The organism is Cupriavidus agavae, assembly GCF_004217045.1.
GTDB lineage: Bacteria > Pseudomonadota > Gammaproteobacteria > Burkholderiales > Burkholderiaceae > Cupriavidus > Cupriavidus agavae.
The window spans coordinates 417,340-442,811 of record NZ_SGXM01000003.1 but is presented as its reverse complement, the minus strand read 5'-3'; the positions used below and the strand labels follow the sequence as shown (position 1 = coordinate 442,811).

Sequence of the window (25,472 nt, the reverse complement as noted above, 5' to 3'; positions counted from 1 at the left end):
AGCGGTTCAGCCGCCAAGCAGGATCATCTTGGCGAAGAACCCCAGGAAGAAGACCGCCACGATCGACAACAGGATCAGGCCCAGGCGCCGGTTCGCGGCTTTCTGGCTGGCTTGTCTTTCCGTGTGCGACGGGCTTTTTGCTGGGGTCTGCATGATTCGGATTCCGTGGGCCGGATGCGCGGGGCATCCGGCCCTTGTCGACAACTTCGTAAAACAGCGATTACTTGACCTGCGGCGGCACTTCGAAGGTGTGGAACGGGGCCGGCGACGGCACGGTCCACTCCAGGCCCTCGGCGCCATCCCACGGCTTGTCGCCGGCGGGTTCGCCACCACGGTACGACGGCAGCACCACGGCAAAGAAGAAGTACACCTGCATCAGCCCGAAGCCCAGCGCGCCCAGCGAAGCCACGGCGTTGAAGTCCGTGAACTGCGTCGGGTAGTCCGCATAGCGGCGCGGCATGCCGGCCAGGCCCAGGAAGTGCATCGGGAAGAAGGTCACGTTGAAGAAGATCAGCGAGCCCCAGAAGTGGATCTTGCCGCGCATTTCGTCATACATGAACCCGCTCCACTTCGGCCCCCAGTAGTAGAAGCCGGCAAACAGCGCGAACAGCGAGCCCGCCACCAGCACGTAGTGGAAGTGGGCCACGATGAAGTACGTGTCCTGGAGCTGGATGTCGATCGGCGCCACGGCCGGCATCAGGCCCGTGAAGCCGCCAATCGTGAACACGAAGATGAAGCCGATGGCGAACAGCATGGGCGTCTCGAACGTCATCGAGCCGCGCCACATCGTGGCAATCCAGTTGAAGATCTTCACGGCCGTGGGCACCGCGATCAGCATCGTGGCGTACATGAAGAACAGCTGGCCCGTGACCGGCATGCCCGTCGTGAACATGTGGTGCGCCCAGACGATGAACGACAGGATGGCGATCGACGCCGTGGCGTACACCATCGAGCTGTAGCCGAACAGCCGCTTGCGCGCGAAGGCCGGCACCACGTGCGACACGATGCCGAACGCGGGCAGGATCATGATGTAGACCTCGGGGTGCCCGAAGAACCAGAAGATGTGCTGGTACATCACCGGATCACCGCCGCCGGCCGCCGAGAAGAAGCTCGTGCCGAAGTGGCGGTCGGTCAGCACCATCGTGATGGCGCCGGCCAGCACCGGCATCACGGCGATCAGCAGGTAGGCGGTGATCAGCCACGTCCAGCAGAACATCGGCATCTTCATCAGCGTCATGCCGGGGGCGCGCATGTTGAGGATGGTCACGATGATGTTGATCGAGCCCATGATCGACGACGCGCCCATGATGTGCATGGCGAAGATGGCCATGTCCATGCCCGGGCCCATCTGCACCGAGAGCGGCGCGTAGAGCGTCCAGCCCGCGGCGGTGGCGCCGCCCGGCACGAAGAACGAGCCCACCAGCAGCAGCGCGGCCGGCGGCATCAGCCAGAAGCTGAAGTTGTTCATGCGCGCGAACGCCATGTCCGAGGCGCCGATCTGCAGCGGGATCATCCAGTTCGCAAAGCCCACGAAGGCCGGCATGATCGCGCCGAACACCATGATCAGGCCGTGCATCGTGGTGAACTGGTTGAACAGCTCGGGGCGGAAGAACTGCAGGCCCGGCTCGAACAGCTCCAGGCGGATCAGCAGCGCCAGCGCGCCGCCGGACAGCAGCATCGTGAACGAGAACAGCAGGTACAGCGTGCCGATGTCCTTGTGGTTGGTGGCAAACAGCCACCGGCGCCAGCCGTGCGGGTGATCGTGCGCGTGGTCATGATCGTGGTCGTGGCCCACACCATGGCCATGGCCGTGATCGTGCGCGTGGTCGTGCGGATGACCCAGTGTCTCCGGGGTAACGGTACTCATCGCAATGACTCCAGTTCCTGAATGCGGGGCAGCCGCGGGTCAGCCTGCGACGCGGTTGCCCGCGAGGCTGGCCTGCTTGTCTTTGGACTCGGAAGGCTGGGCAGCGGCTTTGGGTGCCTGAGGTGCCGCCTCGCCGGCGCCGGCTTGGGCACCGCCGCCTTCCGGGAACTTGCCCGCACGGGCGTTCACGAAGTCCGCCGGCTGGATCACTTCGCCGGTCTTGTTGCTCCAGGCATTGCGCGTGTAGGTCATCACGGCCGCCAGTTCGGTATCGGACAGTTGCTTCCAGGACGGCATGCCCGCCTTGCCTTCGAGCAGGATGTGCATCTGGCCGGCCTTCGGACCGGTCACGACCTTGGAGCCGTCCAGCGCCGGGAACGCGCCGGCGCCCTTGCCGTTGGGCTGGTGGCAGACGGCGCAGTTGGCGGCGTACACCTTCTCGCCGCGCACCTTGATCTCGTCCATCGTCCAGGTCTTGTTGGGATCGTCGGCCGCGGCCGCCATGGCCGTCTTGCGTTCGTCGACCCACTTCGTGTACTCGGCATCCGAGACCACGCGCACCACGATCGGCATGAACGCGTGCTCTTTACCGCACAATTCTGCGCACTGGCCCCGGTACACGCCGGTCTTCTCGGCACGGAACCACGTGTCGCGCACGAAGCCCGGGATGGCATCCTGCTTGACGCCGAAGGCCGGGATCATCCAGGCATGGATCACGTCGTTGGCCGTGGTGACGATGCGGATCTTCTTGTTGACCGGCACCACCAGCTCGTTGTCCACCTCCATCAGGTAGGTGTTCGACTTTTCCTGCTGGTTGTTGATCTGCTCGCGCGGCGTGGTCAGCGTGGACACGAACGAGATGCCCTCGCCCGGCCCCTTGAGGTAGTCGTACCCCCACTTCCACTGGTAGCCGGTGGCCTTGATCGTGATGTCCGAGTTGGTGGTGTCCTTCATGGCCACCACGGTCTTGGTGGCCGGCAGCGCCATAGCGATCACGATCAGGAACGGCACGATGGTCCAGACCACTTCCACCGTGATGCTTTCATGGAACGAGGCCGACTTGGCGCCCTTGCTCTTCCGGTGCTTGAAGATGGAATAGAACATGACGCCGAACACGGCGATGAAGATCACCGTGCAGATGATCAGCATCATCCAGTTCAGCCAGTGAATCTGTTCGGCGATCTTTGTAACGGGTTCGGTCAGGTTCAGCTGCCGTACGGCGGGGCCGCCCGGCATGTCGCTGACCGCGGAGGCCGCCTGGCTGACAAGCAGGGATGCCCCCGCCAGACATGCTGCGGATGCCTTCTTCCACATTTTCATTGTTTATCTACCTAATCTGCAGATTCAAATCTGTCCCCGCCCTGCCCCGCGCCGCATCCGGAACGGATGCAATGCAAGGCCGCCGCGAGTTCCTGCGCGAACTTGCGCCGCCGATACGGGTCCAGATACGACCCCACCCGCACGGTGCGCTTGTCCGACCGCAGAACCACCAGCGCCCGGAACGATTCACCCAGTTCAATCCGCACCCAGTGTGGATTGAAGACTTCCCGCGTGATCCGGCTGGCGCTGGCTGTCTCCACGACCAGCATGCCGTCGGTTACACACACGCGTTCATAATCCGTCGCATGGCGCGCATACGCCAGCAGGGCAATCCCCAGCCCCAGCAGCTCCAGGCCCGCAAACGGCAGCACGAGCCAGGCCCCATGCCACACGGCAACAAAGCCCGCGACGGCAATCGAGAAACATGCGATGGAGAAGTAGAACCAGGCAACCTGGCGGGGAGAGAGCGAGCAGTTCCGCTTCATCAGCCAGTTGCTCGGCAAGGGGGTGCGTCCGTCGAGATTTCCGCCGGAGTCACCTACTGCCGTCTGGAATGCGATACCCAAGTCTTGCATCGCCAACCACTCTGCATCGGATGCACACCCGGGACGAAAGGCGCCACAGGAGCACGTGCGAAGTGCCTTCCGGTAGCGTTCTTGTGCCAGGGGACCACTGCGACAAACCGGCCCATTATATGACCCTTCGCATACCTGAACAACTTAGGATTTGACCGAAGTGCTTGCCTCGTGCGCATTTTTGTGCATGGCACCACACGGGCCGATAGGCAACACAAACGATGCGGCCCGATTGTCGGGCAACCGCGCTGGCGTGGGCGTCAGCGCGGGCGCGGGGAGCGGCCAATCCTGTCGATCGGCACGATGGCGTGGCCCTGATCGTCCGTGGCCTGTTTGCCACGCGGCGGCAATTTCCACGCATGGCCATAGACAATCTCGAATGTCAGCGGTATGACGCCATCGGCGTTGCGCTGCCGGTCGAGCGCGGCCAGCACCGCGCGATGCCAGCGCCGGCCCCGCAGACCCCGGGCGCCGGGCTGGCGCAGGCCGCCGAACGCCTGCACCTCCTGCAGCAGTTTCTCGGGCGATTCGTAGGTGACGGTCAGCGTCTCCATGTCCATCACCGGCGTGGACCAGCCGCTGTGCACCAGCATGTCGCCAATGTCGTGCATGTCGACGAAGCGCAGCGTGTGCGCGTCGAGATCGACGTCCGCGAACGCCGCACGCAGCTCCCGCAGCGTGTCGGGGCCGAACAGCGAGAACATCACCAGTCCGTCGTCGGCCGTCACGCGGTGCCACTCGGGCATGACCCGGTGCGGCTCGGGGTGCCAGTGCAGCGCCAGGTTGGACCAGAGCAGGTCGAAGCTGGCGGCGCCGAACGGCAATGTGGCAAGATCGCCCTGCACCAGATCGAACATCGGGCGCTTGCCGAGCAGGCGGCCGATCCATCCGGGCCGGCGCTGCGGATCGCGCTGCCCGGCCTGTTGCAGCATGGCGCCGGAGATGTCGAGACCGGCGATCTGCGCATCGGGAAAGCGTGCACGCAGACCCGCCAGCCCCTGGCCGTGGCCGCAGCCGATATCGAGCGCGCGGCGCGGCTGCAGCTTGACCACCTCCATCCGCTCCTGCATGCGCTGGCCGATCTCGCCAAGCAGGAAATCGAGCTGGCCGAAGCGCGGGCTGCGGCGGTCGAAGGCAAGCCGGGTCAGCCGCGCGGGCGGCAACCAGGCATCGGGGGAATCGGTGGCATGCAGGGACACGGACGGACAGGGCAGCGAAAAACGGATCGGCGGGCGGCGCAGCAAAGCGCCGCACCTTCGGGGAGCGCGGCCGCGCAACGCGGCCGGGCAGGACCCGAAGTATACGCGCCCGCCTGGGATACTGCCCGGCGCACCCTCGCCCGGGCGGCGCGGCTCTGGCCCGCGCTGCTGCCCTCGGCCTGCCTGGTCTGCGGCGATCTCCAGCGCGACGTGGTCTGCGCCCGGTGCGCCACCGCCCTGCTCCGGCCCAGCCCACACCGCCCGCGCTGCCCCCGCTGCGCCATGCCGGGAAGCACGGGCCTGTGCGGCACCTGCGCCGACGACGACCCGATCGACGCCACGCTGACCCTGGGCGACTACGCCAGCCCGTTCGACCGACTGATCCTGGGGCTCAAGTTCGGTGCCCGGCTGCCCGCCGCCGGCTGGATCGCCGCGCAAATGGCCGCGCAAATGGCCGCCGAAATGACCGCGCAAATGGCCGCTCACACGGCCGCCGCACGACGTGCCAGTACCCTGCCCGACCTGCTGCTGCCAATCCCGCTGGCTCCGCACCGCCTGGCAGAACGCGGCTTCAACCAGGCCTGGGAGATCGCGCGGCCGCTGGCGCGGCGGCTCGGCATCGGCAGTTCGGCCACGCTGCTGTGCCGCCAGCGCGACACGCCCAGCCAGCGCGCGCTCGACCTGGCCGCCCGCCACGCCAACCTGCGCGACGCTTTTTCGTTGATCAGCGATCTTTCCGTGGCCGGCGCGCACGTGGGGCTGGTCGACGATGTGATGACCACCGGTGCCACGCTGCGCGAGGCCGCCCGGGTGCTCAAGGCGCACGGCGCAGTCCGGGTCACCGCCATCGTTGCCTTGCGCACGCCGTGACACCCGCCCCGTGACGCGGTAAGCTGCGCCCCGTTTCCCGAGTCCCTGCCATGTTCAACGTCGTCCTGGTCGAACCCGAAATCCCGCCGAACACCGGCAATGTGATCCGTCTGTGCGCCAACACCGGCGCGCAGCTGCATCTGGTCAAACCGCTGGGATTCCCGCTGGAAGATGCGCGCATGCGCCGCGCCGGGCTCGACTACCACGAGTTCGCGCCGATGCGGGTCCACGACAGCTGGGACGCGCTGATGGCCGCCGAGCAGCCCGATCCCACGCGGATGTTCGCGCTGACCACCCACGGCTCCACGCCGTTCGCGCAGATGCAGTTCCAGCCCGGCGACTGGTTCGTGTTCGGCTCCGAGACGCGCGGCCTGGCGCCCGAGCGGCGCGAGTGGTTTCCGGCCGCGCAGCGCATCCGCCTGCCGATGCGCCCCGACAACCGCAGCCTGAACCTCTCCAACACGGTGGCCGTGGTGGTTTTCGAGGCCTGGCGCCAGCACGGCTACGCCGGCGGGGCCTGATCAGTTCTCGGGCCTGACGCCCGCCGCGCGGATCACGCGCTCCCAGCGCGCCTTCTCCAGCGCCATCATCTGCCGCAGCGATGCCGGCGCCGTGCCGGCCGGCGAGAAATACTGCGCCCGCATGCGCTCGCGCACATCCTCGCTGCCGATGATCTTGACCAGTTCCCGGTACAGCCGGTCGACGATGGACGCTGGCGTGCCCGCCGGCGCCAGGATCGCCTGCCACGAGATCGCCTCGAAGCCCGGATAGCCCGATTCCGCCACCGTGGGCACTGCCGGCAGCAGCGCTGTGCGCCCGGTCGTCGTCACGGCCAGCAGCCGCAGCTTGCCCGCGTTGACCATCGGCATGGCAATGGCCGGCACCATGAAGCCCGCCTGGATCTGGCCGCCGACGATGGCCGTGGTGATCTGCGGAAAGCCGGGGTACGGCACGTGCTCCAGGTCGATGCCCGCCATGGCCTTCAGCTGCTCCATCGCCAGATGGGCGGCGCTGCCGTTGCCCACCGACCCATAGTTCAGCGCGCCGGGCTTCGATTTGGCCAGCGCCACGAACTCGCGCAGGTTATGCACCGGCAAGCGGGCGTCGACCACCAGCACATTGGGCGACGTGGCCACCAGCGTCACCGGCGCCAACTGCTTCATCGGGTCGTAGCTGAGGTTGCGGTACAGCGAGGGCGCCGTCACCAGCGGCCCGTTGATCGTGAACAGCAGCGTGTAGCCATCTGGCGCGGCCTTGGCGACCAGGCCCGTGCCGATGTTGCCACCGGCACCGGGCCGGTTCTCGATCACCACCGGCTGGCCCAGTACCTGCGCCAGCTTTTCCGTCACGATGCGCGCGATCAGGTCGGGCGACGAACCGGGCGGAAACGGCACGATCATGCGGATCGGACGCGCGGGCCAGGTGTCGTTGGCGAGGGCGGGAAAGGTGACGGCGGCTGCGGTGGCAAGCAGCGCTTGGAGGGATTGGCGGCGGGTTGGCATGTTCACGAAGTGGATGCGCTTGCCCTCTCCCCCGGCCCCTCTCCCGCATCGCGGGAGAGGGGCGGGGGAGAGGGCCGGCGGTTCAACAAAAACGGTGCGGCAAGTTCACTCATCCCGCGCATCCCGCTGCAACAACCGCGCAACGGCATCCGCCACAGGCAACCCATCGAACAGCACGGCACACACGGCCCGCGTGATCGGCATCTCCACGCCCAGGCGCCCGGCCAGCGCCGCCACGGCCTGCGCGCAGCGCACGCCTTCGGCCACGTGGCCCAGGTCCTGGAGAATCTGGTCGAGGGTCTTGCCGGCTGCCAGTTGCTGCCCGACCTTGCGGTTGCGCGACAGGTCACCGGTGGCCGTCAGGATCAGGTCGCCCATCCCCGCCAGCCCCATGAACGTTTCCATGCGGCCGCCGAGTGCCAGGCCGAGGCGCGTCATTTCGGCGAGCCCGCGCGTCACCATCGCCGCCCGGGCGTTCAGGCCCAGTCCCAGTCCATCGCTCGCGCCGGTAGCAATCGCCAGCACGTTCTTGACGGCGCCGCCCACCTCGACACCGGTCAGGTCATCGCTGCCATAGATCCGCATCGCGTGATGGTGGAAGGCCGCCTGCGCGCGGTCGGCCAGCGCGTGGTCGGTGCCGGCCACGGTCAGCGCGCACGGCAAACCCTGCGCCACTTCGCGCGCGAAGCTCGGGCCGGTCAGCACGCCGTAGTCGATCTCGCCCGGCGCCACGCCCAGCGCGTCCAGCTCCTCGCGCACCATCTGGTGCGGCAGCGCATGGGTATCCGATTCGAAGCCCTTGCAGAGCCAGAGCATCGCCAGCGGACCCTTGCGCCGCGCGGCCAGCCGCCGCGTCATCTCACGCAGGCCCGAGACCGGCGTGGCGACGATCAGCAGGCCCGCGGCATCGGCCAGCGCGTGGTCCACTGCGCGCCCGAAATCGGGTTCGCAGGCCAGCCGCGCCGACAGCGCGACGCCCGGAAGATAGGCCGCGTTGCTGCCGGTAGCGGCAATGGCGGCAAGCTGGTCCGCGTCGCGGCCCCAGAGCACCACGTCGTGGCGCGCATCGGCGGCGGCATGGCTGGCCAGGGCGGTGCCCCAGGCGCCGGCGCCGAGTACTGTGATTTTCATGGCTGTTCCGCGAGTTTTGCCAGGGAGGCGCTTCAATGGCGACAGTATGACCGCCCGTGGCCGCCAGACAATGCAAAACGGGGCCGAAGCCCCGTTTGCCGGTATCCGGACGCCGTCCGGATCGTGCGCCGTATCAGTGGCGCGCCTGGCTGCCGTCCGGCAGCACGATGCCCGCGCCGGCCTCGGCACCGCCTTGCGCTTCTTCCATCGCGGCCTGCAGGCGTTGCTCGTACAGCGCCTGGAAGTTGATTTCCGACAGGTGGATGGCCTGGAAGCCCGCACGCGTGATGATGTCGGCGATGTTGCCGCGCAGGTACGGATAGAGGATGGTCGGGCAGGCGATGCCCAGCAGCGGGTCAAGCTGCTCCACCGGCACGTTGCGGATGTCGAAGATGCCGGCCTGGTGCGCTTCCACGAGGAAGGCGACCTTGTCCTGCACCTTGGTCGTCACGGTTCCCGTGACCACGACCTCGAAGATGCCTTCCTGCAGTTGGGCGGCACCCACGTTGACCTGCACCTCGACGGACGGCGCTTCCGATTCGAGGAAGATCCCCGGCGAGTTCGGCTGCTCGAGCGACATGTCCTTCAGGTACACGCGCTGGATGTTGAAGAAAGGCTGGTCGTCCTGCTGGGTGGCTTGTTGCTGGTCGCTCATGAAAGGCTTCCGGATGGATCGGTTTGGGCGCGCTGCGCCATACGCTGCCGGCGGTCAGGCCCCCGGCGGGCGGTTGGAAAGCGCATATGGTACATGACGCCGATGGCGAATTCACCGACCGGCGGCAGAATCAGAATCGTCTCTTGATCTGCCGCCGTCCGGCGCCCGGCGTGCGCCAGGCTCAGGCGGCCAGCAGCGGCACGAGCCCGCCCTGGCGGTCGAGCGCCGACAGATCGTCGAAGCCGCCCACGTGGGTCTCGTCGATATAGATCTGCGGCACGGTGCGGCGGCCGGTGCGGGTCATCATCTCCTCGCGGCGGCCCGGTTCGCGGTCGATCAGGATCTTCTCGATCTCGTCGACGCCGCGCTGCCTGAGCAGACGCTCGGCCATCTGGCAGTAGGGGCACACTACCGTGCTGTACATGACGACGCGGGCCATGCGGGATCTCCTTGTATGACAAAAAATAACGGCGCGGACCGCCCGGGGCACCCCGGGCAGATACCGCGCCGCGACTGCTTTTCGAAAAATGGGGCTTACTTGATGACCGGCAGGCCGGCCTGCTGCCAGGCGGCCTGGCCGCCCTCCAGCGCGTAGACCTCACTGTAACCGGCTTCCTTCAACGCTGCTTGGGCCTTGCCCGAGCGCTGGCCGGTCTGGCAGATCACGATGATGGGGGTCGCCTTGTCCTTTGCAAGGCTGGCGGCGCGGCCCGGCAGGTCGGCAAGTGGCGCGCTCTTGGCCTGCGGCAGGTGGCCCTTTGCGAAATCGGCGGCGTCGCGGATGTCCACGACCACCGCGTTGCGACGGTTGATCAGCTGCGTGGCGGCAGCCGTATTGACGCGCTTGCCGCCCGTCCCGGCCTTGATTTGCGGCCAGGCCAGCAGGCCGCCCGAGACCACGGCGATCGCGATCAGGGCCAGGTTGTTGTAATCGGCGAAGAAATTCACGTTGGCATTCCGTTGGGTTGGGTCGGCGGCATTATAAAATACGCGGTTTCGCGCCAGCGCCGATATTTGCGGGGTCGCCTTCCCGGCACTCCACGCGCCCGGCTGGCGCCGCAGGTTACCTCACTACCCTGGAAGCAGCATGTACAAGCTCGTTCTCATCCGCCACGGTGAATCCACCTGGAATCTCGAAAACCGCTTCACGGGCTGGGTCGACGTCGACCTGACCGATACCGGCGTGGCCCAGGCCAAACAGGGCGGCAAACTGCTCAAGGAGGCTGGTTTCGCGTTCGACGTGGCCTACACGTCGGTGCTCAAGCGCGCCATCCGCACGCTGTGGCACGTGCAGGACGAAATGGACCAGATGTGGATTCCGGTGCACAACGAGTGGCGCCTCAACGAGCGTCACTACGGCGCGCTGTCGGGCCTGAACAAGGCGGAAACCGCCAGGCAGTACGGCGACGACCAGGTGCTGGTGTGGCGCCGCAGCTACGACACCCCGCCGCCCGCGCTGGAAGCCACTGACGAGCGCGCCTCGTTCGACGATCCGCGCTACGCCAATGTGCCGCGCGAGCAGATCCCGCTGACCGAATGCCTGAAGGACACCGTGGCCCGCGTGATGCCGCTGTGGAACGAATCCATTGCTCCGGACATCAAAGCGGGCAAGCGCGTGGTGATTGCCGCCCATGGCAACAGCATCCGCGCGCTGGTGAAATACCTCGATCAGATTTCGGATGACGACATCGTCGGCCTCAACATTCCCAACGGCACGCCGCTCGTGTACGAGCTGGACGCCGACCTGCGCCCCCTGCGCCACTACTACCTGGGCGACCAGGACGCCATCGCCGCGTCGCTGGCCGCCGTGGCCAACCAGGGCAAGGCGCGCTGATACCGCCGTTACCGGCCGCGCCGCGCCCGCCCGGACCGCCTCCGGGTAGGCGTGGCCCGCGGCCCTGTGTGGCCGCTCCCACCCGGGGTCGGGTGGCCCGCAGGCCTTTTTCTGCGCACGCTCTTATACTGTCGGTCAACTTCGCGCCGCACGCCCCCGGCCCGGCGCGGAATTGCCCCTTGCACAATCCTCACACGTTCAGGCAGCCCTCATGCGAAAGACGCTCAAGAACATAAGCCTCGTCTCGGTCGGCGTCGTTGCCGGCGTGCTGGCCACGCTGCAGATTTCGGCCACCGCCCAGAATTCTTCCGGGCCGCTGCCGCTCGACCAGTTGCGCCTGATGTCCGACATTTTCGGACAGATCAAGCGCGAGTACGTGGAGCCCGTCGATGACAAGAAGCTGCTGACCGAAGCCATCAAGGGCATGGTCGCCAGCCTCGACCCGCACTCGGCCTACCTCGACGAGAAGGATTTCAAGGAGCTGCAGGAGGGCACGCGCGGCCGCTTCGCCGGCCTGGGCATCGAGATTTCGCAGGAAGAGGGCCTGGTCAAGGTCATCAACCCGATCGAGGACACCCCCGCGTTCCGCGCCGGCATCCAGCCGGGCGACCTGATCACCCGCATCGACGACAAGCCCGTACGCGGCCTGCCGCTGGAACAGGCGGTCAAGCGCATGCGCGGCGAGCCGGGCACCAAGGTCACGCTGACCATCTATCGCAAGAGCGAGGAACGCACGTTCCCGGTCTCGATCACGCGCGCCGAGATCCGCGTGCAGTCGGTCAAGACCAAGATGCTCGACAACAACACCATCGGCTGGGTGCGCCTGACCAGCTTCCAGGAGCGCACCGTGGCCGACCTCGGCCGCCGCCTCAAGGAAATGGCCGAGAAGAACCCGAACCTGAAGGGCATCATCCTCGACCTGCGCAACAACGGCGGCGGCGTGCTGCAGGGCGCGGTCGGCGTGGCCGCGGCGTTCCTGCCGGACGATGCCACGGTGGTGTCGACCAACGGGCAGGTGCCTGACGCCAAGCGCGTCTACAAGGCCACGTTCAACAACTACCGCCTGTCGTCGCTCGAGGACGATCCGCTCAAGGACCTGCCGCCGCAGTTCAAGAAGCTGCCGATGATCGTGCTGACCAACGCCTACTCGGCCTCCGCCTCGGAAATCGTGGCCGGCGCGCTGCAGGACCACAAGCGCGCCCTGATCATGGGCAAGACCACGTTCGGCAAGGGCTCGGTGCAGACCGTGCGCCCGCTGACCAACGACACCGGCATCAAGCTGACCATCGCGTACTACTACACGCCGTCGGGCAAGTCGATCCAGGCCAAGGGCATCCGCCCGGACATCCCGGTCGACCAGAACCCCGAAGGCGATCCGGACGACGCGCTGATCACGCGCGAGATCGACACCGAGCGCCACCTGCACAACAAGCAGGAGTCGGAAGAGCCGGAAATGAACGAGCGCGAACGCCGCCGCGTGGACGAACTGCGCCGCCTTGAGGAAGAAAACTCGAAGAAGACGCCGGAGGAACGCGAAAAGGACCGCAAGAAGAAGCCGGTGGAGTTTGGCTCGGCCGAGGACTTCATGCTCCAGCAGGCCATCGCGCAACTCGACGGCAAGCCGGTGCAGCGTTCGAAGTCGCGCCTGGAAGCGACCGGTACGGCCGGCAAGCCCGACACGAAGGAAGAAAAGCAGGACGGCAAGGCCACCAAGCCCGCGGCCAAGCCGGCCCCGGCATCGAAGCCTGCCGCCCCGGCCAGCCAGCCGCCGGCCAGTGCACCGATCGGCCAGCCGCTGGGCACGCCGACCGGCAAGAAGTGATCCCGGAGGCGCGCCACCAACTGGTGGTGCGCTTCCCTGCCAGACCTCGCGGCCCCCGGTATCGCACCGTCGGGCCGTTTTTGTTTGCACCGACCGACCCATGAACGACGATCAGTTGCTGCGCTACTCGCGCCATATCCTGCTGGACGAACTTGGCATCGAAGGCCAGCAACGGCTGCTGGCCGGCCACGCGCTGGTGATCGGCGCAGGCGGGCTGGGCGCCGCGGCGCTGCCGTTCCTGGCCTCGGCGGGCGTGGGCCGGCTGACGATCGTCGATGACGACGAGGTCGACCTGACCAACCTGCAGCGCCAGATCCTGCACACCACGGCCAATATCGGCCGGCCCAAGGTGGAATCGGCCCGGGAGGGCCTGCTGCGGATCAATCCGGACCTCGACATCCGCCTGGTACCGCAGCGGGTCGGCGACGCCGAACTCGACGCGCTGGTGGCACAGGCCGACGTCGTGCTCGACTGCTGTGACAATTTCGCCACGCGCCAGGCCGTCAACCGCGCCTGCCAGACGCATCGCAAGCCGCTGGTGTCAGGCGCCGCGCTGCGCTTCGACGGACAGGTCAGCGTCTACGACCTGCGCCAGCCCGACGCGCCCTGCTACGGCTGCCTGTTCCCGCCATCGGAGCCTGCCCCGGAGGCCGCCTGCGCCACGATGGGCGTATTTGCCCCGCTGGTCGGCATGGTCGGCACGGTGCAGGCCGCCGAGGCGCTCAAGCTGCTGACCGGCATCGGCCAGACACTGTCGGGCCGGCTGCTGATGGTCAACGCGCTGACGATGGAATGGACCACGATGCGGCTGGCGCGCACGCCGGGCTGCGAGGTCTGCGGCGGCAGCCACTGAATTTCGGAAGGATCTGGGAAGGTCGGCGCCGGCGCTGCCGGCGACCCGTCGCGGTGGAGCCCCCTCCCCGCTGGGTCGCCGTGGCCGGCGCGCGTCGCTGCAACGGCAGCGAATGACTGGATGGAGACAAGAATCCGAATGAGAAAGGTTACTAACCACTTCCACACTCGTGCGCGGCGCCATCCAGCGCCACGCGCCTGACCCGCCACCCCGTTTCCGGAGGCGGCCGGCCGTGGACCGGCGCGCTTATTGGGCGCCCGGCTCCAGTTGCGACTGCAGGTAGTTCTGCAGGCCAACCTTGTCGATCAGGTCGAGCTGCGTCTCCAGGTATTCGATGTGCTCTTCGGTATCGGTCAGGATATCGACCAGCAGTTCGCGGCTGACGTAGTCACCCACCGATTCGCAGTACGCAATGCCTGCCTTGACCGTGCCGTGCGCGGTCTGCTCCAGCTTCAGGTCGCACTTGAGCATTTCCGGCGTGTCTTCGCCGATCATCAGCTTGTGCAGGTCCTGCAGGTTCGGCAGGCCGTCGAGCATCAGGATGCGGTCGATCAGGCGGTCGGCGTGCTTCATTTCGCCGATCGACTCCTTGTACTCGACATCACCGAGCTTCTTCAGGCCCCAGTGGCGGTACATGCGGGCGTGGAGGAAATACTGGTTGATCGCGGTCAGCTCGTTCTTGAGCTGGGCGTTCAGATGCTGGATGACGGTCTTGTCACCTTTCATGGGGGCTCCTGTTGCGTCCGTTGCGGACAGCGATTGCAGACAACAATGAACCCGGCATCGAACGAAGGCCGCTACGAAAAACAGGCAAGCAACAAAGCGCGCCGCGGAGAAATCCGTGGGCGCGCTTCTCGATTCACACGTGATGTCGGTGAATAGTCTCGCTGTTCAGAGTGAGCTTCAGGCAACCAGCGCAGTACGCTGGTCGTTCGCAACTGCCGGGTCACGAGCCTCCATTATGGCATGTGACGAAGCAGACGAACAAACTGAAATTTCGACGACCTTGATGGTCGAAAGGCTGGAGGCCTTCATGGTCTGTACCGCGGCCACGCCTTCGGCGAGCACGTCTCTCGCGCAATCGCGGCAACGGCCACAGCAGGTTCCTACGCCAAGCGTCTCCGCCAGCTCGTCGAGCGTGCTGACGCCAAGATGGGCGGCGCCATGGATCTCATGGTCGGTAACCTGGTTGCAAATGCAAACGTACACAAAAGCCTCCTGGGGGCGGCGTCGGCACCGGCATGCCGAACGCGATGAGAGGCAGAATAACAGGAAACCAAAATGATAACAATTCCCATTAAACGAATGAGAACCGGAGGACACGAGCCGGAGTGACAGTCACGTTTTGAAGGATCTGCTACGCCACTTTCCCATCGAAAAGTGGCGTTCCAGGCGATGACATTGCAGACAAAGACCCTTCGTTGCAAAAGGGTAATCGCCTGGCCGGCGCTCAGGCGGCCAGCAGCTTGAGCGCGCTGGCCAGCTCGTCGGGCTCGTAGCAGTTCAGGATATGGTCCACCGCCTTGCACAGGCGCTCGCAATCGGCGTGGATGATCTCCTGCTTCACACGCAGCAACTGGGCCGGGTGCATCGAGAACTCGCGCAGGCCCATGCCGAGCAGCAACCGCGTCATGGCGGGGTCTCCGGCCATTTCGCCGCACACGGCCACCGGCACGCCGGCGTGGTTCGCGTCGCGGATCGTGCGGGCGATCAGCTGGAGCACGGCCGGGTGCAGCGGGTCGTACAGGTGGGCCACGGCGTTGTCGGCCCGGTCGATCGCCAGCGTGTACTGGATCAGGTCGTTGGTGCCGATCGACAGGAAATCCATGCGCTTCAGGAACAGCGGCAGCAGCAGCACGGCGGCCGGGATCTCGATCATCGCGCCGATCTTGATGCCGGGGTCGTAGGGCTGGCCGCGCTGGTCGAGCTGGCGCTTGGCCTGGGCGATCAGGTCGAGTGTCTGGTCGATCTCGCTGGCGTGGGCCAGCATCGGGATCAGCAGCCGGACGGGTCCGAACGCCGACGCCCGCAGCAGCGCGCGCAACTGCGTCAGGAACATGCCCGGCTCCGACAGCGACCAGCGGATGGCGCGCAGTCCCAGCGCCGGATTCAGCGCGGTCTCGAAATCGTCGCCGAGGCCGTCCAGCGGCTTGTCGGCGCCCACGTCGATGGTGCGGATCGTCACCGGCAGGCCGTGCATGGCCTCGGCGGCGTTGCGGTAGGCCAGGAACTGCTCTTCCTCGTCCGGCATCTCGCTGCGCCTGTTCATGAACAGGAATTCCGAGCGGAACAGGCCCACGCCCACGGCGCCCGCCGCCAGCGCCGCGCCAGCATCCTCGGCCAGTTCGATATTGGCCAGCAGTTCGATTTCCAGCCCGTCGAGCGTCACCGCCGGCATGTGGCGCAGGCGTTGCAGGCGCTTCTTCTCCAGCGCGCGCTCGCTCTGGCGGTGGCGGTATTCCTCCAGGATGATGGCCGACGGGTCGACGATCACCAGACCGGCATCGCCGTCGATGATGACCCAGTCGTCCTGGCGGATCAGCTCGCTGGCGTTCTTGACGCCCACCGCGGCCGGAATATCGAGGCTGCGGGCGACAATCGCCGTATGCGAGGTCCGGCCGCCCAGATCGGTCACGAAGCCGTGGAACACGGTGTGCTTGAACTGCAGCATGTCGGCCGGCCCGATGTCGTGGGCCACCACGATCACGCCGGGGGCCGCCTCGCCGTCCGGCGCCAGCGCCGGTACCGGGGCCGGGGCCAGCACCGGCGCGCCGGCCAGCACCTTCAGGATCCGCTCCACCACCTGCTGGATGTCGGCCTTGCGCTCGCGCAGGTATTCGTCCTCGATCTCGTCGAACTGGCGCATCAGTTCTTCGAGCCGCGTGGTCAGCGCCCATTCCGCGTTGTAGCGGCGCGTCAGGATCAGCTGCTCGGGCTCGCGCGACAGCGCCTCGTCGTCGAGGATCATCGCGTGGACGTCGAGGAAGGCGCCCATCTCCTCGGGCGCGTCGCGCGGCAGGTCGCGCTTGAGCGTGACCAGTTCCGCGCGCACGGCTGCCCGCGCGGCGCGCAGGCGCTCTACCTCCGCATCGAGCCGGTCTTCATCGACCAGGTAATGCGAGACGTCGAGCGCCGCGGGCGCCAGGATGTGGGCGCGCCCGATGGCGACCCCACGCGAAACCGGAATGCCGTGCAAGGCAAAGGGCATGACCCGCTCCGTCAGGAACGTTTATGGAATTTTTGTGGTGGCGAGCCTCACTCGCCCTCGCCGAACCGGTTGGCGATCAGCGCCAGCAGCGCATCCATCGCCTCCTGCTCGTCGGGGCCGTCCGTCTCGATCGTCACCGTCGAACCGATGCCGGCGGCCAGCATCATCACGCCCATGATGCTCTTGGCGTCGACCTGGCGACCGTTCCTCGACATCTTGACCTGGCTCTTGAAATTTCCCGCCAGCTGGGTCAGCTTGGCGGACGCGCGGGCGTGCAGCCCGAGCTTATTGATGATGGTGGTGTCCCTCTGCAGCATATTTGTCGGGATGGTTTGCGGTTTGGTTCTGGACAGTGGTGGTGCCAACCTGCAGCACCCCCTGGGCGCCGCCGGCAAGCGCCTTGGTGGCAAGCTGGTCGAGTTTCTCGGTGCGATAGCAGATGGCGCGCACGAGCATCGGGAGGTTGACGCCGGCCAGTACCTTGACACGGCCGGACTCCGCCAGCTTGGCGGCGATATTGGCCGGGGTGGCGCCGAAGATATCGGTCAGCACGAGCGCGCCGTTCTCCTCGCAGACGGCGTCGAGGCCGCGGCGGGCTTCGGCCAGCACGGCGGCCGGGTCGGCGTCGGCGGCCACGTCGATGGCGGCGAGCCGGGGTGGCTGGCCGCAGTAGACGTGGGCAGCACAATCGCGCAGCGCCGAGGCTAGCGGCGCGTGCGCGATGATCAGAATTCCGGCCATGATGTGAATCCGTTGGACTGCTGCGAATTGTAGCAGGCAGCCTTGCGGCCCCTTCCCGTCTTTATGGCTGAGTGCCGGACTGTGGCGCTCCCGCATCGCCACGCGGGGCGGGCAAGCCCGGCCAGGTGTCAGCGGCGCTCGGCCGCCACCGCCTCTTCCAGCGCGTCGACGAACATCGCGGCCACGTTGAAGCCGGTCTGCTGCGCGATCTCCTGGAAACAGGTCGGACTCGTCACATTCACTTCGGTCAGGTAGTCGCCGATCACGTCGAGACCCACCAGCAGCAGGCCCTGCTTCCAGAGCCCCGGCGCCAGCGTCTCGGCAATTTCCCGGTCCCGCGCGCTCAGTTCCTGCGCGCGGCCCAGCCCCCCGGCGGCCAGGTTGCCGCGGATTTCGGTGCCTTGCGGGATGCGCGCCAGCGAATATGGCACCGGCTTGCCGCCGATCAGCAGGATACGCTTGTCGCCCGCCTTGATCTCGGGGATGTAGCGCTGGACCATCAGCGTGCGCGCACCGTTGTCGCCGAGCGTCTCGACGATCGCGCCAAGGTTCAGCGCGTCGGGGCCCACCCGGAAGATGCCCATCCCGCCCATGCCGTCGAGCGGCTTGACGATGATGTCCTGGTGCTCGGCATGGAAGGCCCGGATCCGGCCCGCGTCGCGCGTGACCAGCGTCGGCGTGATGAACTGCGGAAACTGGCCGATCGCCAGCTTCTCGGAATGGTCGCGGATCGCCTGCGGCTTGTTGAAGATGCGGGCGCCCTGCTTCTCGGCCAGTTCCAGCAGCCAGGTGCTGGTCACGTACTCCATGTCGAACGGCGGGTCCTTGCGCATCAGCACCGCGTCGAACGTGGCCAGCGGCGTCAGCGCGGACTCGCCGAGGCGGAACCAGTCCTGGGCGTCGTCGGTGACGTCCAGCGGCCGGGTCACGGCCTCGACCACGCCGTCTGCCAGCGAAAGCTGGGACTGGAGGCAGAAGAACAGCTCGTGGCCGCGCGCGGCGGCCTCCTTCATCATGGCGTAGGTGGAATCCTTGTAGGTCTTGAAGGTTTCCAGCGGATCGGTAATGAACAGGATGCGCATGATGGGTCGTCGCGTTCGCGTCAGGAAGAAAACGTCCGGCTCAAGCGAGCCGGACCGGGGGCGGACATCGGGCGGGCCCGGCTCCAACCGGCGCCCCGCGGATCAGAGGATCGGGTTCGGATCGGTCTTTTCGAGTTCCACCGAGGCAGCCAGCAGCGCCAGCCGCGCCACCACCCCATACATGTAGAAGCGGTTCGGCACGGCGGCGCCAGGCTTGGCGTGGCTGTCCGGGATGCCGTTCGGGGCAAAGGCCAGCGGCACGAAGTGCATGCCCGGCGCGTTCAGGTTCTCGTCGTTGCCACGGCCGGTATGCACGCGGTAGAAGCCGCCCACCACGTAGCGGTCGATCATGTAGACCACCGGTTCGGCCACGGCCTCGTTGACCTTCTCGAACGTGTGGACGCCCTCCTGGATGATGACGTCGGAGACTTCCAGCCCCTCCTTCACCACGCTCATCTTGTTGCGTTCCTTGCGGTTCAGGCCCTTGATCTCGGACGGGTCGCGCACGGTCATGATGCCCATGCCGTAGGTGCCGGCGTCGGCCTTGACCACCACGTAGGGCGTCTCCTTGATGCCGTACTCGCGGTACTTCTTGGCAATCTTCTTGAGCACGCCTTCCACGGAATCGGCCAGTTCTTCCTCGCCGATCCGCTCGTGGAAGTTCACGCCGGTGGCGCGGGCGAAGTAAGGGTTCACCATCCACGGATCGATGTCGATCAGCTTGGCGAACTTCTTGGCCACCTCGTCATAGGCGGCAAAGTGGCTGCTCTTGCGGCGCGTGGACCAGCCCGCGTGCAGCGGCGGCAGCAGATATTGCTCGTGGATGTTCTCCAGCACGGGCGGGATGCCGGCCGAGAGGTCGTTGTTGAGCAGGATCGAGCAGGGGTCGAAATCCTTCAGCCCCAGGCGGCGGCCCTTGGTGCCCAGGCGCGCCAGCGGCTCGACCACCAGCGTCTGGCCGTCGGGCAGCTCGATCGGGGTGGGTTCGGTGATTTCCTCGGACAGCGAGCCCAGCCGCACGTTCAGGCCGGCCTGGCGCATGATCAGCGACAGCCGCGCCACGTTCTGCAGGTAGAACATGTTGCGGGTGTGGCGCTCGGGGATCAGCAGCAGGTTCTTGGCGTCCGGGCAGATCTTCTCGATCGCGGCCATGGCGGCCTGGACGGCCAGCGGCAGCATTTCGGGGGCCAGGTTGTTGAAACCGCCCGGAAACAGGTTCGTGTCGACCGGCGCCAGCTTGAAGCCGGCGTTGCGCAGGTCGACCGAACAGTAGAACGGCGGGGTATGTTCCTGCCATTCCAGCCTGAACCAGCGCTCGATGGACGGGGTGGCGTCCAGGATCTTCTTCTCCAGTTCGAGCAGCGGACCGTTCAGCGCGGTAATGAGGTGCGGGACCATATCCATCCTAAATATTCAGCTTTATTGTCCGCCCCGATTGTAAGGGAACGGCCACGGGGCTGCTGGCTTGCCACGAATAACCTTATGCGGTCGCCAGCTTAAGGACAGGAATATTGGGCCAATCGCGCCGATTCAAAGCCCGCCGGGCCGGCCGGTGGGGTGCCTGGAACGCGCGGGCAAAAAAAAGCGCGGCTGGCGCCGCGCTTTCAAATGGCCTGACAGATACGGGGAGCGTTCTGCAGGTGGAGGAAACTGCCTCACTGGCACTCTATGCGTGGGCCACCCTAAAGACAATTGAGACTTTTTAAGATCCGATTTAAGCACTCTGCGAATACTGCGCCAGCCTCCGGTCAGCCGCTGATGCGGGTGCCGCCGGCGCCAGCCAACGCGGCCCCCATGCTGGAAATGTCGGTCACGATGCCCTCGCCGCCCGGTTCGCTGCGCACGTACTCCAGCACCGCCTCGATCTTCGGCCCCATCGAGCCGCGCCCGAAATGACCTTCCTCCATGAAGCGCTCGGCCTCGGCCACGGTCAGGTGGTCCAGCCAGCGCTGCTCCGGCTTGCCGAAATGGATGGCCACCTTGGGCACCGCCGTGACGATCACCAGTCGCTGCGCCCCCAGTTGCCGGGCCAGCAGCGCGGACGCCAGGTCCTTGTCGATCACCGCCTCGCGGTTGCAGAGCGTGCCGTCGGCGGCCATCGTGACGGGAATTCCGCCGCCGCCGCAGGCAATCACGATATGGTTCTGCGCCAGCAACGCCCGGATCGTGTCGGTCTCGACCACCCGCTGGGGCCGGGGTGACGCCACACAACGGCGCCAGCCCCGCCCGGCCTCCTCCATGATGTTCCAGCCAAGCGACTGCGCCCGCTGGCGCGCCGTGGCCTCGTCCATGATCGATCCGATCGGCTTGGCTGGGCTCTGGAACGCCGGATCGTGCTCGTCGACCACCACCTGGGTCACCACCGTCACCACGCGCGGGGCCACGCCCCGGCGCTGCAGCGCGTTGTAGAGGCTGCGCTGGAACATGTCGCCGATGGCGCCCTGCGTGTCGGCGGTGGCGTAGTCCATCGGTACCGGCGGCACCTCCTGGATCGCCAGTTCCGAGCGACGCAGGATGTAGCCCACCTGCGGCCCGTTGCCGTGGGTCAGCACCACGCGCCAGCCCTGCTCCGCCACGTCGGCGATATGGCCGGCCGCATCCGCGGCCGCCCGCGCCTGGTCATGCAGGTTGGTGCCACCGCCCTCGGGCGCCAGCGCGTTGCCACCGACCGCGATCACCGCGACCGGTGCGTCCTTTTCACCGAGCTTGCTCATGTCCGGCCTCCGGGTGGCTGGTCCGACTGATCCGGCTGGCCTGGCCGCTGCGGCAACGTGGCCGCCAGTGCCGCGATGGCCTGGCTGAAACACGCCAGCGGTGCATGGGTAATGCCCGCGCCGATCTGGCCAACCCCGGCGTCCTTGTGCGCGATGCCGGTATTGATCACGGGCTGGATGCCGGTATCAAGCACCCGCCTGGCGTCGATGCCCGCCGGCGTGCCGGTGAAATCGAGCGCCGGCAGCGTCAGGGCGCCGTTCTGACCCAGCGTGATGTGGAGCATGCGGCGGGTGTTGGCCACGGCATCGCGCGGCGTGCCACCGATGAACTGCACGATGGCCGGCGATGCCGCCATGGCGAAGCCGCCCACGCCCGCCGTTTCCGTGATGGCGCTGTCGCCCAGATCCCGCGCGGCATCGGCCGGTCCGAAGCCGGGAAAGAACAGACCGTCGATAACGGCCGCCGGCGCGACGAACCATTGGTCGAGCCCGGACAGCCGGATACCGAACTCGACGCCGTTGCGCGCCATCACCGTCACCATCGAGGCGTGCGGCACCCCGTGCGCCGCGTCGAGCATGACCTTGCAGGCAGCCATCGACAGGTTCAGGAAGAAGTGGTCGTTGCCGGCAATGAAGGCCAGCGATTCCGCCATCGCGCGCGCGTCGAGCCGGGTCGATGCCAGCGCCGCCACGGTCAGCTTGCGGAACAGCAGCGCGCTGGCCGCCGCGTTGCGGTTGTGGACCTCGTCGCCCATATGCAGCGCCTGCGCCATCAGCGGCTTCAGTTCGATGCCGCCCATCTCCTCGACCAGCACCGCCAGCGTCGGGCCGAGCGTGCCGGCCATCCAGCGCAGGCGCCGGATCACTTCCTCACCGTTGGCGCCGAAGCGCAGCACCTTGCCCAGGCCTTCGTTCAGATTGCAGCAGGCCACATTGTCGCCAGCGGTGTTCCGCACGATCCAGACCGGCATCGACGGGCTGATGATGCCGGCCATCGGCCCGACCGAGCCATGGTGATGGCACGGCGCCAGCCGGACGGCCCCGGTTTCCACCAGTCCGCGCGCTTCGTCCAGCGAGGCGGCCCATCCCTCGAACAGGATCGCGCCCAGCACCGCACCCTGCTGCGGCCCGCACATACGCGCCCATTCGATTGGCGGCCCGGAATGCAGGATCAGCCGGCCATCCATGCCGGGAATGGCCTGTGCGGCGGTCGATACGCCGGTCAGCACCGGCTGCGCGGCGAGGTAGCGCCCGAAGGCCACCTGGTTGGCGGCTTCGACGCGCGGGTCGGCCAGCATCTGCGCCAGCGCCCAGCCCGCCGCGACATCGCCCCCGGCCGGCGGCTGCCACTGCAGGGTCTGCACCTCGGCGCCGCACTGGCGCAGGTTGTCGGCAAAGCCGGTCAGGCCGACGTTGATGATCACGGGCTTCTGTTTGATCAACGGCATCATGCTCGGGCTCCCTTCCCGTCGGTGGCCATGGCGGCGTGTGCCGCGAGTACCGCGCGGCACAGCCGCACGGCCTGCGCATTGCTGTCCGCCAGTTGCACGCCCGCTTCGGCGAGCACGGCGCGCTGCGCGCCAAGGTTCTGCGGGTCGCTGCCCGTGCCGCAGACATGGCCGATGAAGATCACCTCGCGGCCTGCGGCGGCGGCGGCTTCGCGTGCCGCCCGCAGCGATGGCAGGACGTTGCCCGCCGGGTCCTCGTGCGCGCCATAGCCGAGCACGAAATCGAGCAGGATGATGGCGACGCCGGGGTCCGCCGCTTCGGCCACGATCCGCTCGTTGCGCAGGCCGGGATCGATCATCGGATGGGGCCGGCCGCGCGTGAAATCATCATCGCCAAGGTCGAGAATCGTATTGCCGCGACTCATCCACAGGTCGTCCACGCGAGCCACCTTGCCGGTGGGCGTGTTGGAACGGAGATCGGGCAGCGCATCCTGCAGCATCAGCAATGCCTCATAGCAGAACGTGCCGCCGCAATAGAGGCCGCGCAGCTGCGTCTGCCCCGGCGTCAGTCGGGCAGCCAGGCCGGCTGCCCGCTTCCGCAGGGCATCGGCATCGGCATCATCGCGCGGTGCGGTCCCGTCTGACAACGCGGCCGCCAGCCGCGCCGCGTCCTCCAGCGTGTTGGCCGGCACCACGCCTGCCGCGCGCAACGCATCCGGGTCCGCGCCAAGGAAGCAGGCCACCACCGGCTTGCCGGTCTGGCGCGCGGCAGCCAGCACCTTGTCCGCCACGCGGGCGGCGGGCGGCTTCGAGATCAGCACGATGACGCGCGTCGCCGGGTCGTCCGCCAATTGCGCCAGCGCCGTCAGCATCGTGATGCCGCCCACCGCTTCGGACAGATCGTGCCCGCCGGTGCCGATGGCGTGCGTGATACCGCGGCCGTACTGGTCGATCAGGCAGGTGACCTGCTGCAGGCCCGTGCCCGACGCGGCGACCACGCCGATATCGCCGCGCGCCACGACATTGGCGAAAGCCAGCGGCAGACCGTCGATGATGGCCGTGCCGCAATCCGGCCCCATGACCAGCAGGTTGCGCGACTGCGCGAACTGCTTGAGCGCGATCTCGGCGGCCTCGCTGACGTTGTCCGAGAACAGCATGGCATTCATGCCGAGCCGCAGCGCCTTCATGGCCTCGGCGGCGGCATAGTCGCCCGGCGTGGAAATCAGCACGAGATTGGCCCGCGCGCCGCCAGCGTCCCAGGCCATCTGCACGCTGCGCAGCGGCTCGCTGCGCGCGTCCCCGGCCGTATCGGACACCTTCTCGTCAAACAGCGCCGCCGCCTGCTGCAGCGCGCCCTGCAGCGCTTCCGCCTCGCCGCGCAGCACCAGCAACACATCGTTCGGGCGCGGCTCCGGTACGGCATCGAGCAGCCCGGCACCGGCCATTTGTTCGAGGTTGGCACGCGTGGCCATCTGCGCGGACGCCTGCGCCACGCCGGGCAGCCGGCCGAGGCGGGCCGACAACTGCATCAGGGCGACGGAATCCCGGTACAGGTTCGGGAAGAACTGGACAACGGTCGATGTCATGGCGACGTCCTTTCGCCCTGCCCGCCCGGCACCAGAACAGCGAGCACGGTGGCGGACGGCGCGACCCAGCCGAAAATGCCGCCCTGCGCCTTGATCATGTCGAGCCCGACGCGCTGGAACTCAGGAAAATACGATCCCGTCGCATCCGACACCACCAGGCACTCGAAGCCCCGGTCGTTCGCTTCGCGCACCGTCGTGTGGACGCACACCTCGGTGGTCACGCCGCACACGAGCAACGTCCGGATACCGCGATTGCGCAGGCGCGCTTCCAGGTCCGTGGCGTGGAACGCGCCCTTGCCCGGCTTGTCTATCACGGGCTCGCCGGCAACCGGATATAGCTCGGGAATGATGTCGTGCCCGGCCTCGCCGCGCACCAGGATGCGGCCCATCGGCCCGGCATCGCCGATCCCGGTCTGCAGGCGGCCGCGCGCCAGCTTGGTGGGCGGGCAGTCGCCGAGGTCGGGGCTGTGCCCCTCCCGCGTATGGATCACGAGCATGCCGCGTGCCCGGGCCGCATCGAGCAGTGCCTTGCACGGAGCGATGGCCCCGCGCAGCAGCGACACGTCGTTCCCCAGCGTCTCGCCGAAGCCGCCTGGCTCCAGGAAATCACGCTGCATGTCGATGATGAGCAGCGCGGCCGTGGCGGGGTTGAACGGCATCGCATAGGGCTCCGCCTCGATGGTGCCGGTGCGCGACGCCATGTAGGCTCGCCAGTCGCCAAACCCTGAAATGTCCGGATGCGCCGCCGTGACCTGCCCGCGCGGATAGAGGATGCCGTCGACGACGCTGCCATCGTCGAGCTCCACCGGCCCACAGTACAGGTGCGACGGCTCGCCCGCCTCCACGCGCGCCCAGGTTTCGTCGCTCATGCGGTACATCTCGCCCGCCACCGCCACCCCACCCGTTTCCACCCGGTACATGCCGGGATGGACATCGTTGATCGAGTGCATGCGGTACACCGGCCGGGTGCGGAACTCGCCAAGAAACTCGGCGCCGGCCAGGTTGCCGTGCAGGGCCAGCCCGCGCATGAGGGTGCCGTTCACGAATAGCGTTTTCGCCATGATT

General features: G+C 67.2%; 26 protein-coding genes. 5 read left to right on the top strand and 21 right to left on the bottom strand.

The annotated features are described in order from the left end of the window. Positions 1–6: 6 nt before the first annotated feature. The 5 genes from EV147_RS26115 to EV147_RS15870 all read right to left on the bottom strand — a co-directional run bounded on the left by EV147_RS26115 (position 7) and on the right by EV147_RS15870 (position 4,961). On the bottom strand, positions 7–153 hold the full coding sequence (locus tag EV147_RS26115) for a cytochrome oxidase small assembly protein (protein WP_198680264.1): 147 nt from the start codon (positions 151–153) through the stop codon (positions 7–9). A gap of 67 nt (positions 154–220) precedes the next feature. Continuing rightward, positions 221–1,867 carry a cytochrome c oxidase subunit I gene (ctaD, locus tag EV147_RS15885; protein WP_130392169.1) on the bottom strand — a complete coding sequence of 549 codons (1,647 nt, stop codon included), beginning with the start codon at positions 1,865–1,867 and terminating at the stop codon, positions 221–223. A gap of 39 nt (positions 1,868–1,906) precedes the next feature. Continuing rightward, positions 1,907–3,187, bottom strand: a complete 1,281-nt coding sequence (gene coxB, locus EV147_RS15880; RefSeq protein ID WP_130392168.1) for a cytochrome c oxidase subunit II — start codon at positions 3,185–3,187, stop codon at positions 1,907–1,909. Positions 3,188–3,198: 11 nt separating this feature from the next. Continuing rightward, on the bottom strand, positions 3,199–3,762 hold the full coding sequence (locus EV147_RS15875) for a DUF2244 domain-containing protein (RefSeq protein ID WP_130392235.1): 564 nt from the start codon (positions 3,760–3,762) through the stop codon (positions 3,199–3,201). Positions 3,763–4,022: 260 nt separating this feature from the next. Then, positions 4,023–4,961, bottom strand: a complete 939-nt coding sequence (locus EV147_RS15870; RefSeq protein ID WP_130392167.1) for a methyltransferase domain-containing protein — start codon at positions 4,959–4,961, stop codon at positions 4,023–4,025. On the opposite strand from EV147_RS15870, the gene EV147_RS15865 reads away from it, so the two are divergent. Both EV147_RS15865 and trmL read left to right on the top strand, forming a co-directional pair. Next, on the top strand, positions 4,950–5,831 hold the full coding sequence (locus EV147_RS15865; protein ID WP_130392166.1) for a ComF family protein: 882 nt from the start codon (positions 4,950–4,952) through the stop codon (positions 5,829–5,831). The genes EV147_RS15870 and EV147_RS15865 overlap by 12 nt on opposite strands. A gap of 50 nt (positions 5,832–5,881) precedes the next feature. Next, positions 5,882–6,352 carry a tRNA (uridine(34)/cytosine(34)/5-carboxymethylaminomethyluridine(34)-2'-O)-methyltransferase TrmL gene (gene trmL / locus EV147_RS15860; protein WP_130392165.1) on the top strand — a complete coding sequence of 157 codons (471 nt, stop codon included), beginning with the start codon at positions 5,882–5,884 and terminating at the stop codon, positions 6,350–6,352. Here the strand turns inward: trmL and EV147_RS15855 are convergent, their stop codons facing one another. From EV147_RS15855 to EV147_RS15835, 5 genes are all read right to left on the bottom strand, one after another. Beyond that, complete coding sequence (locus tag EV147_RS15855) at positions 6,353–7,333, bottom strand: Bug family tripartite tricarboxylate transporter substrate binding protein (RefSeq protein ID WP_130392234.1); 981 nt, start codon at positions 7,331–7,333, stop codon at positions 6,353–6,355. Positions 7,334–7,438: 105 nt separating this feature from the next. Then, positions 7,439–8,464 carry an NAD(P)H-dependent glycerol-3-phosphate dehydrogenase gene (locus tag EV147_RS15850; RefSeq protein ID WP_130392164.1) on the bottom strand — a complete coding sequence of 342 codons (1,026 nt, stop codon included), beginning with the start codon at positions 8,462–8,464 and terminating at the stop codon, positions 7,439–7,441. Between the two features lie 133 nt (positions 8,465–8,597). Then, entirely contained in the window at positions 8,598–9,119 is a 522-nt protein-coding gene (gene secB / locus EV147_RS15845) for a protein-export chaperone SecB (RefSeq protein WP_130392163.1), read from the bottom strand. A gap of 181 nt (positions 9,120–9,300) precedes the next feature. Next, positions 9,301–9,558, bottom strand: a complete 258-nt coding sequence (gene grxC, locus EV147_RS15840) for a glutaredoxin 3 (protein WP_130392162.1) — start codon at positions 9,556–9,558, stop codon at positions 9,301–9,303. Positions 9,559–9,653: 95 nt separating this feature from the next. Beyond that, entirely contained in the window at positions 9,654–10,067 is a 414-nt protein-coding gene (locus tag EV147_RS15835; RefSeq protein ID WP_130392161.1) for a rhodanese-like domain-containing protein, read from the bottom strand. A 139-nt stretch (positions 10,068–10,206) separates the two neighbouring features. Here EV147_RS15835 and gpmA point away from each other — a divergent pair, with 139 nt between their 5' ends. The 3 genes from gpmA to EV147_RS15820 all read left to right on the top strand — a co-directional run bounded on the left by gpmA (position 10,207) and on the right by EV147_RS15820 (position 13,628). Next, positions 10,207–10,953, top strand: a complete 747-nt coding sequence (gene gpmA / locus EV147_RS15830; RefSeq protein WP_130392160.1) for a 2,3-diphosphoglycerate-dependent phosphoglycerate mutase — start codon at positions 10,207–10,209, stop codon at positions 10,951–10,953. Between the two features lie 211 nt (positions 10,954–11,164). Next, positions 11,165–12,775 carry a S41 family peptidase gene (locus tag EV147_RS15825; protein ID WP_130392159.1) on the top strand — a complete coding sequence of 537 codons (1,611 nt, stop codon included), beginning with the start codon at positions 11,165–11,167 and terminating at the stop codon, positions 12,773–12,775. Positions 12,776–12,875: 100 nt separating this feature from the next. Next, positions 12,876–13,628 (top strand): HesA/MoeB/ThiF family protein, encoded by a 753-nt coding sequence (locus EV147_RS15820; protein ID WP_130392158.1) that lies wholly within the window; start codon positions 12,876–12,878, stop codon positions 13,626–13,628. 246 nt (positions 13,629–13,874) lie between these two features. Here the strand turns inward: EV147_RS15820 and bfr are convergent, their stop codons facing one another. From bfr to EV147_RS15765, 11 genes are all read right to left on the bottom strand, one after another. Beyond that, positions 13,875–14,354 (bottom strand): bacterioferritin, encoded by a 480-nt coding sequence (gene bfr / locus EV147_RS15815; RefSeq protein WP_130392157.1) that lies wholly within the window; start codon positions 14,352–14,354, stop codon positions 13,875–13,877. A 177-nt stretch (positions 14,355–14,531) separates the two neighbouring features. Further along, positions 14,532–14,837, bottom strand: coding sequence for a (2Fe-2S)-binding protein (locus EV147_RS15810; RefSeq protein ID WP_130392156.1), 306 nt, complete (start codon positions 14,835–14,837; stop codon positions 14,532–14,534). 241 nt (positions 14,838–15,078) lie between these two features. Beyond that, complete coding sequence (gene ptsP / locus EV147_RS15805; RefSeq protein ID WP_130392155.1) at positions 15,079–16,836, bottom strand: phosphoenolpyruvate--protein phosphotransferase; 1,758 nt, start codon at positions 16,834–16,836, stop codon at positions 15,079–15,081. A 47-nt stretch (positions 16,837–16,883) separates the two neighbouring features. Then, positions 16,884–17,153 carry an HPr family phosphocarrier protein gene (locus EV147_RS15800; RefSeq protein WP_130392154.1) on the bottom strand — a complete coding sequence of 90 codons (270 nt, stop codon included), beginning with the start codon at positions 17,151–17,153 and terminating at the stop codon, positions 16,884–16,886. Then, positions 17,122–17,577 (bottom strand): PTS sugar transporter subunit IIA, encoded by a 456-nt coding sequence (locus tag EV147_RS15795; protein WP_130392153.1) that lies wholly within the window; start codon positions 17,575–17,577, stop codon positions 17,122–17,124. Before EV147_RS15795 ends, EV147_RS15800 begins: the two co-directional genes overlap by 32 nt. Before the next feature lie 128 nt (positions 17,578–17,705). After that, positions 17,706–18,659, bottom strand: coding sequence for a glutathione synthase (gene gshB, locus EV147_RS15790; RefSeq protein ID WP_130392152.1), 954 nt, complete (start codon positions 18,657–18,659; stop codon positions 17,706–17,708). A 102-nt stretch (positions 18,660–18,761) separates the two neighbouring features. Continuing rightward, positions 18,762–20,057, bottom strand: a complete 1,296-nt coding sequence (gene gshA, locus EV147_RS15785) for a glutamate--cysteine ligase (RefSeq protein WP_130392233.1) — start codon at positions 20,055–20,057, stop codon at positions 18,762–18,764. Between the two features lie 350 nt (positions 20,058–20,407). Further along, positions 20,408–21,373 (bottom strand): carbamate kinase, encoded by a 966-nt coding sequence (locus EV147_RS15780; RefSeq protein ID WP_130392151.1) that lies wholly within the window; start codon positions 21,371–21,373, stop codon positions 20,408–20,410. Continuing rightward, positions 21,370–22,824: a YlbE family protein gene (locus tag EV147_RS15775; RefSeq protein ID WP_130392150.1), complete on the bottom strand. Its 1,455-nt coding sequence runs from the start codon at positions 22,822–22,824 to the stop codon at positions 21,370–21,372. Before EV147_RS15775 ends, EV147_RS15780 begins: the two co-directional genes overlap by 4 nt. Beyond that, positions 22,821–24,407 carry an acyl-CoA synthetase FdrA gene (fdrA, locus tag EV147_RS15770; RefSeq protein ID WP_130392149.1) on the bottom strand — a complete coding sequence of 529 codons (1,587 nt, stop codon included), beginning with the start codon at positions 24,405–24,407 and terminating at the stop codon, positions 22,821–22,823. The genes EV147_RS15775 and fdrA overlap by 4 nt, the downstream gene beginning before the upstream one ends. Next, a complete protein-coding gene (locus EV147_RS15765) occupies positions 24,404–25,468 on the bottom strand; it encodes an isochorismatase family cysteine hydrolase (RefSeq protein ID WP_130392148.1) in 1,065 nt (354 codons plus the stop codon). Before EV147_RS15765 ends, fdrA begins: the two co-directional genes overlap by 4 nt. Positions 25,469–25,472 lie beyond the last annotated feature (4 nt).

Excerpts from the sequence above, each read along its gene's own strand:
- EV147_RS26115 (WP_198680264.1), bottom strand. The coding sequence starts at position 153 with ATGCAGACCCCAGCAAAAAGCCCGTCGCACACGGAAAGACAAGCCAGC.
- EV147_RS15795 (WP_130392153.1), bottom strand. The coding sequence starts at position 17,577 with ATGGCCGGAATTCTGATCATCGCGCACGCGCCGCTAGCCTCGGCGCTG.
- gshB (WP_130392152.1), bottom strand. The coding sequence starts at position 18,659 with ATGCGCATCCTGTTCATTACCGATCCGCTGGAAACCTTCAAGACCTAC.
- grxC (WP_130392162.1), bottom strand. The coding sequence starts at position 9,558 with ATGGCCCGCGTCGTCATGTACAGCACGGTAGTGTGCCCCTACTGCCAG.
- coxB (WP_130392168.1), bottom strand. The coding sequence starts at position 3,187 with ATGAAAATGTGGAAGAAGGCATCCGCAGCATGTCTGGCGGGGGCATCC.
- gpmA (WP_130392160.1), top strand. The coding sequence starts at position 10,207 with ATGTACAAGCTCGTTCTCATCCGCCACGGTGAATCCACCTGGAATCTC.
- bfr (WP_130392157.1), bottom strand. The coding sequence starts at position 14,354 with ATGAAAGGTGACAAGACCGTCATCCAGCATCTGAACGCCCAGCTCAAG.
- EV147_RS15865 (WP_130392166.1), top strand. The coding sequence starts at position 4,950 with ATGCAGGGACACGGACGGACAGGGCAGCGAAAAACGGATCGGCGGGCG.
- fdrA (WP_130392149.1), bottom strand. The coding sequence starts at position 24,407 with ATGACATCGACCGTTGTCCAGTTCTTCCCGAACCTGTACCGGGATTCC.
- EV147_RS15800 (WP_130392154.1), bottom strand. The coding sequence starts at position 17,153 with ATGCTGCAGAGGGACACCACCATCATCAATAAGCTCGGGCTGCACGCC.
- ptsP (WP_130392155.1), bottom strand. The coding sequence starts at position 16,836 with ATGCCCTTTGCCTTGCACGGCATTCCGGTTTCGCGTGGGGTCGCCATC.
- EV147_RS15775 (WP_130392150.1), bottom strand. The coding sequence starts at position 22,824 with ATGATGCCGTTGATCAAACAGAAGCCCGTGATCATCAACGTCGGCCTG.
- EV147_RS15765 (WP_130392148.1), bottom strand. The coding sequence starts at position 25,468 with ATGGCGAAAACGCTATTCGTGAACGGCACCCTCATGCGCGGGCTGGCC.
- secB (WP_130392163.1), bottom strand. The coding sequence starts at position 9,119 with ATGAGCGACCAGCAACAAGCCACCCAGCAGGACGACCAGCCTTTCTTC.
- EV147_RS15875 (WP_130392235.1), bottom strand. The coding sequence starts at position 3,762 with ATGCAAGACTTGGGTATCGCATTCCAGACGGCAGTAGGTGACTCCGGC.
- EV147_RS15780 (WP_130392151.1), bottom strand. The coding sequence starts at position 21,373 with ATGAGCAAGCTCGGTGAAAAGGACGCACCGGTCGCGGTGATCGCGGTC.
- EV147_RS15825 (WP_130392159.1), top strand. The coding sequence starts at position 11,165 with ATGCGAAAGACGCTCAAGAACATAAGCCTCGTCTCGGTCGGCGTCGTT.
- EV147_RS15820 (WP_130392158.1), top strand. The coding sequence starts at position 12,876 with ATGAACGACGATCAGTTGCTGCGCTACTCGCGCCATATCCTGCTGGAC.
- EV147_RS15855 (WP_130392234.1), bottom strand. The coding sequence starts at position 7,333 with ATGCCAACCCGCCGCCAATCCCTCCAAGCGCTGCTTGCCACCGCAGCC.
- trmL (WP_130392165.1), top strand. The coding sequence starts at position 5,882 with ATGTTCAACGTCGTCCTGGTCGAACCCGAAATCCCGCCGAACACCGGC.
- ctaD (WP_130392169.1), bottom strand. The coding sequence starts at position 1,867 with ATGAGTACCGTTACCCCGGAGACACTGGGTCATCCGCACGACCACGCG.
- gshA (WP_130392233.1), bottom strand. The coding sequence starts at position 20,057 with ATGGTCCCGCACCTCATTACCGCGCTGAACGGTCCGCTGCTCGAACTG.
- EV147_RS15850 (WP_130392164.1), bottom strand. The coding sequence starts at position 8,464 with ATGAAAATCACAGTACTCGGCGCCGGCGCCTGGGGCACCGCCCTGGCC.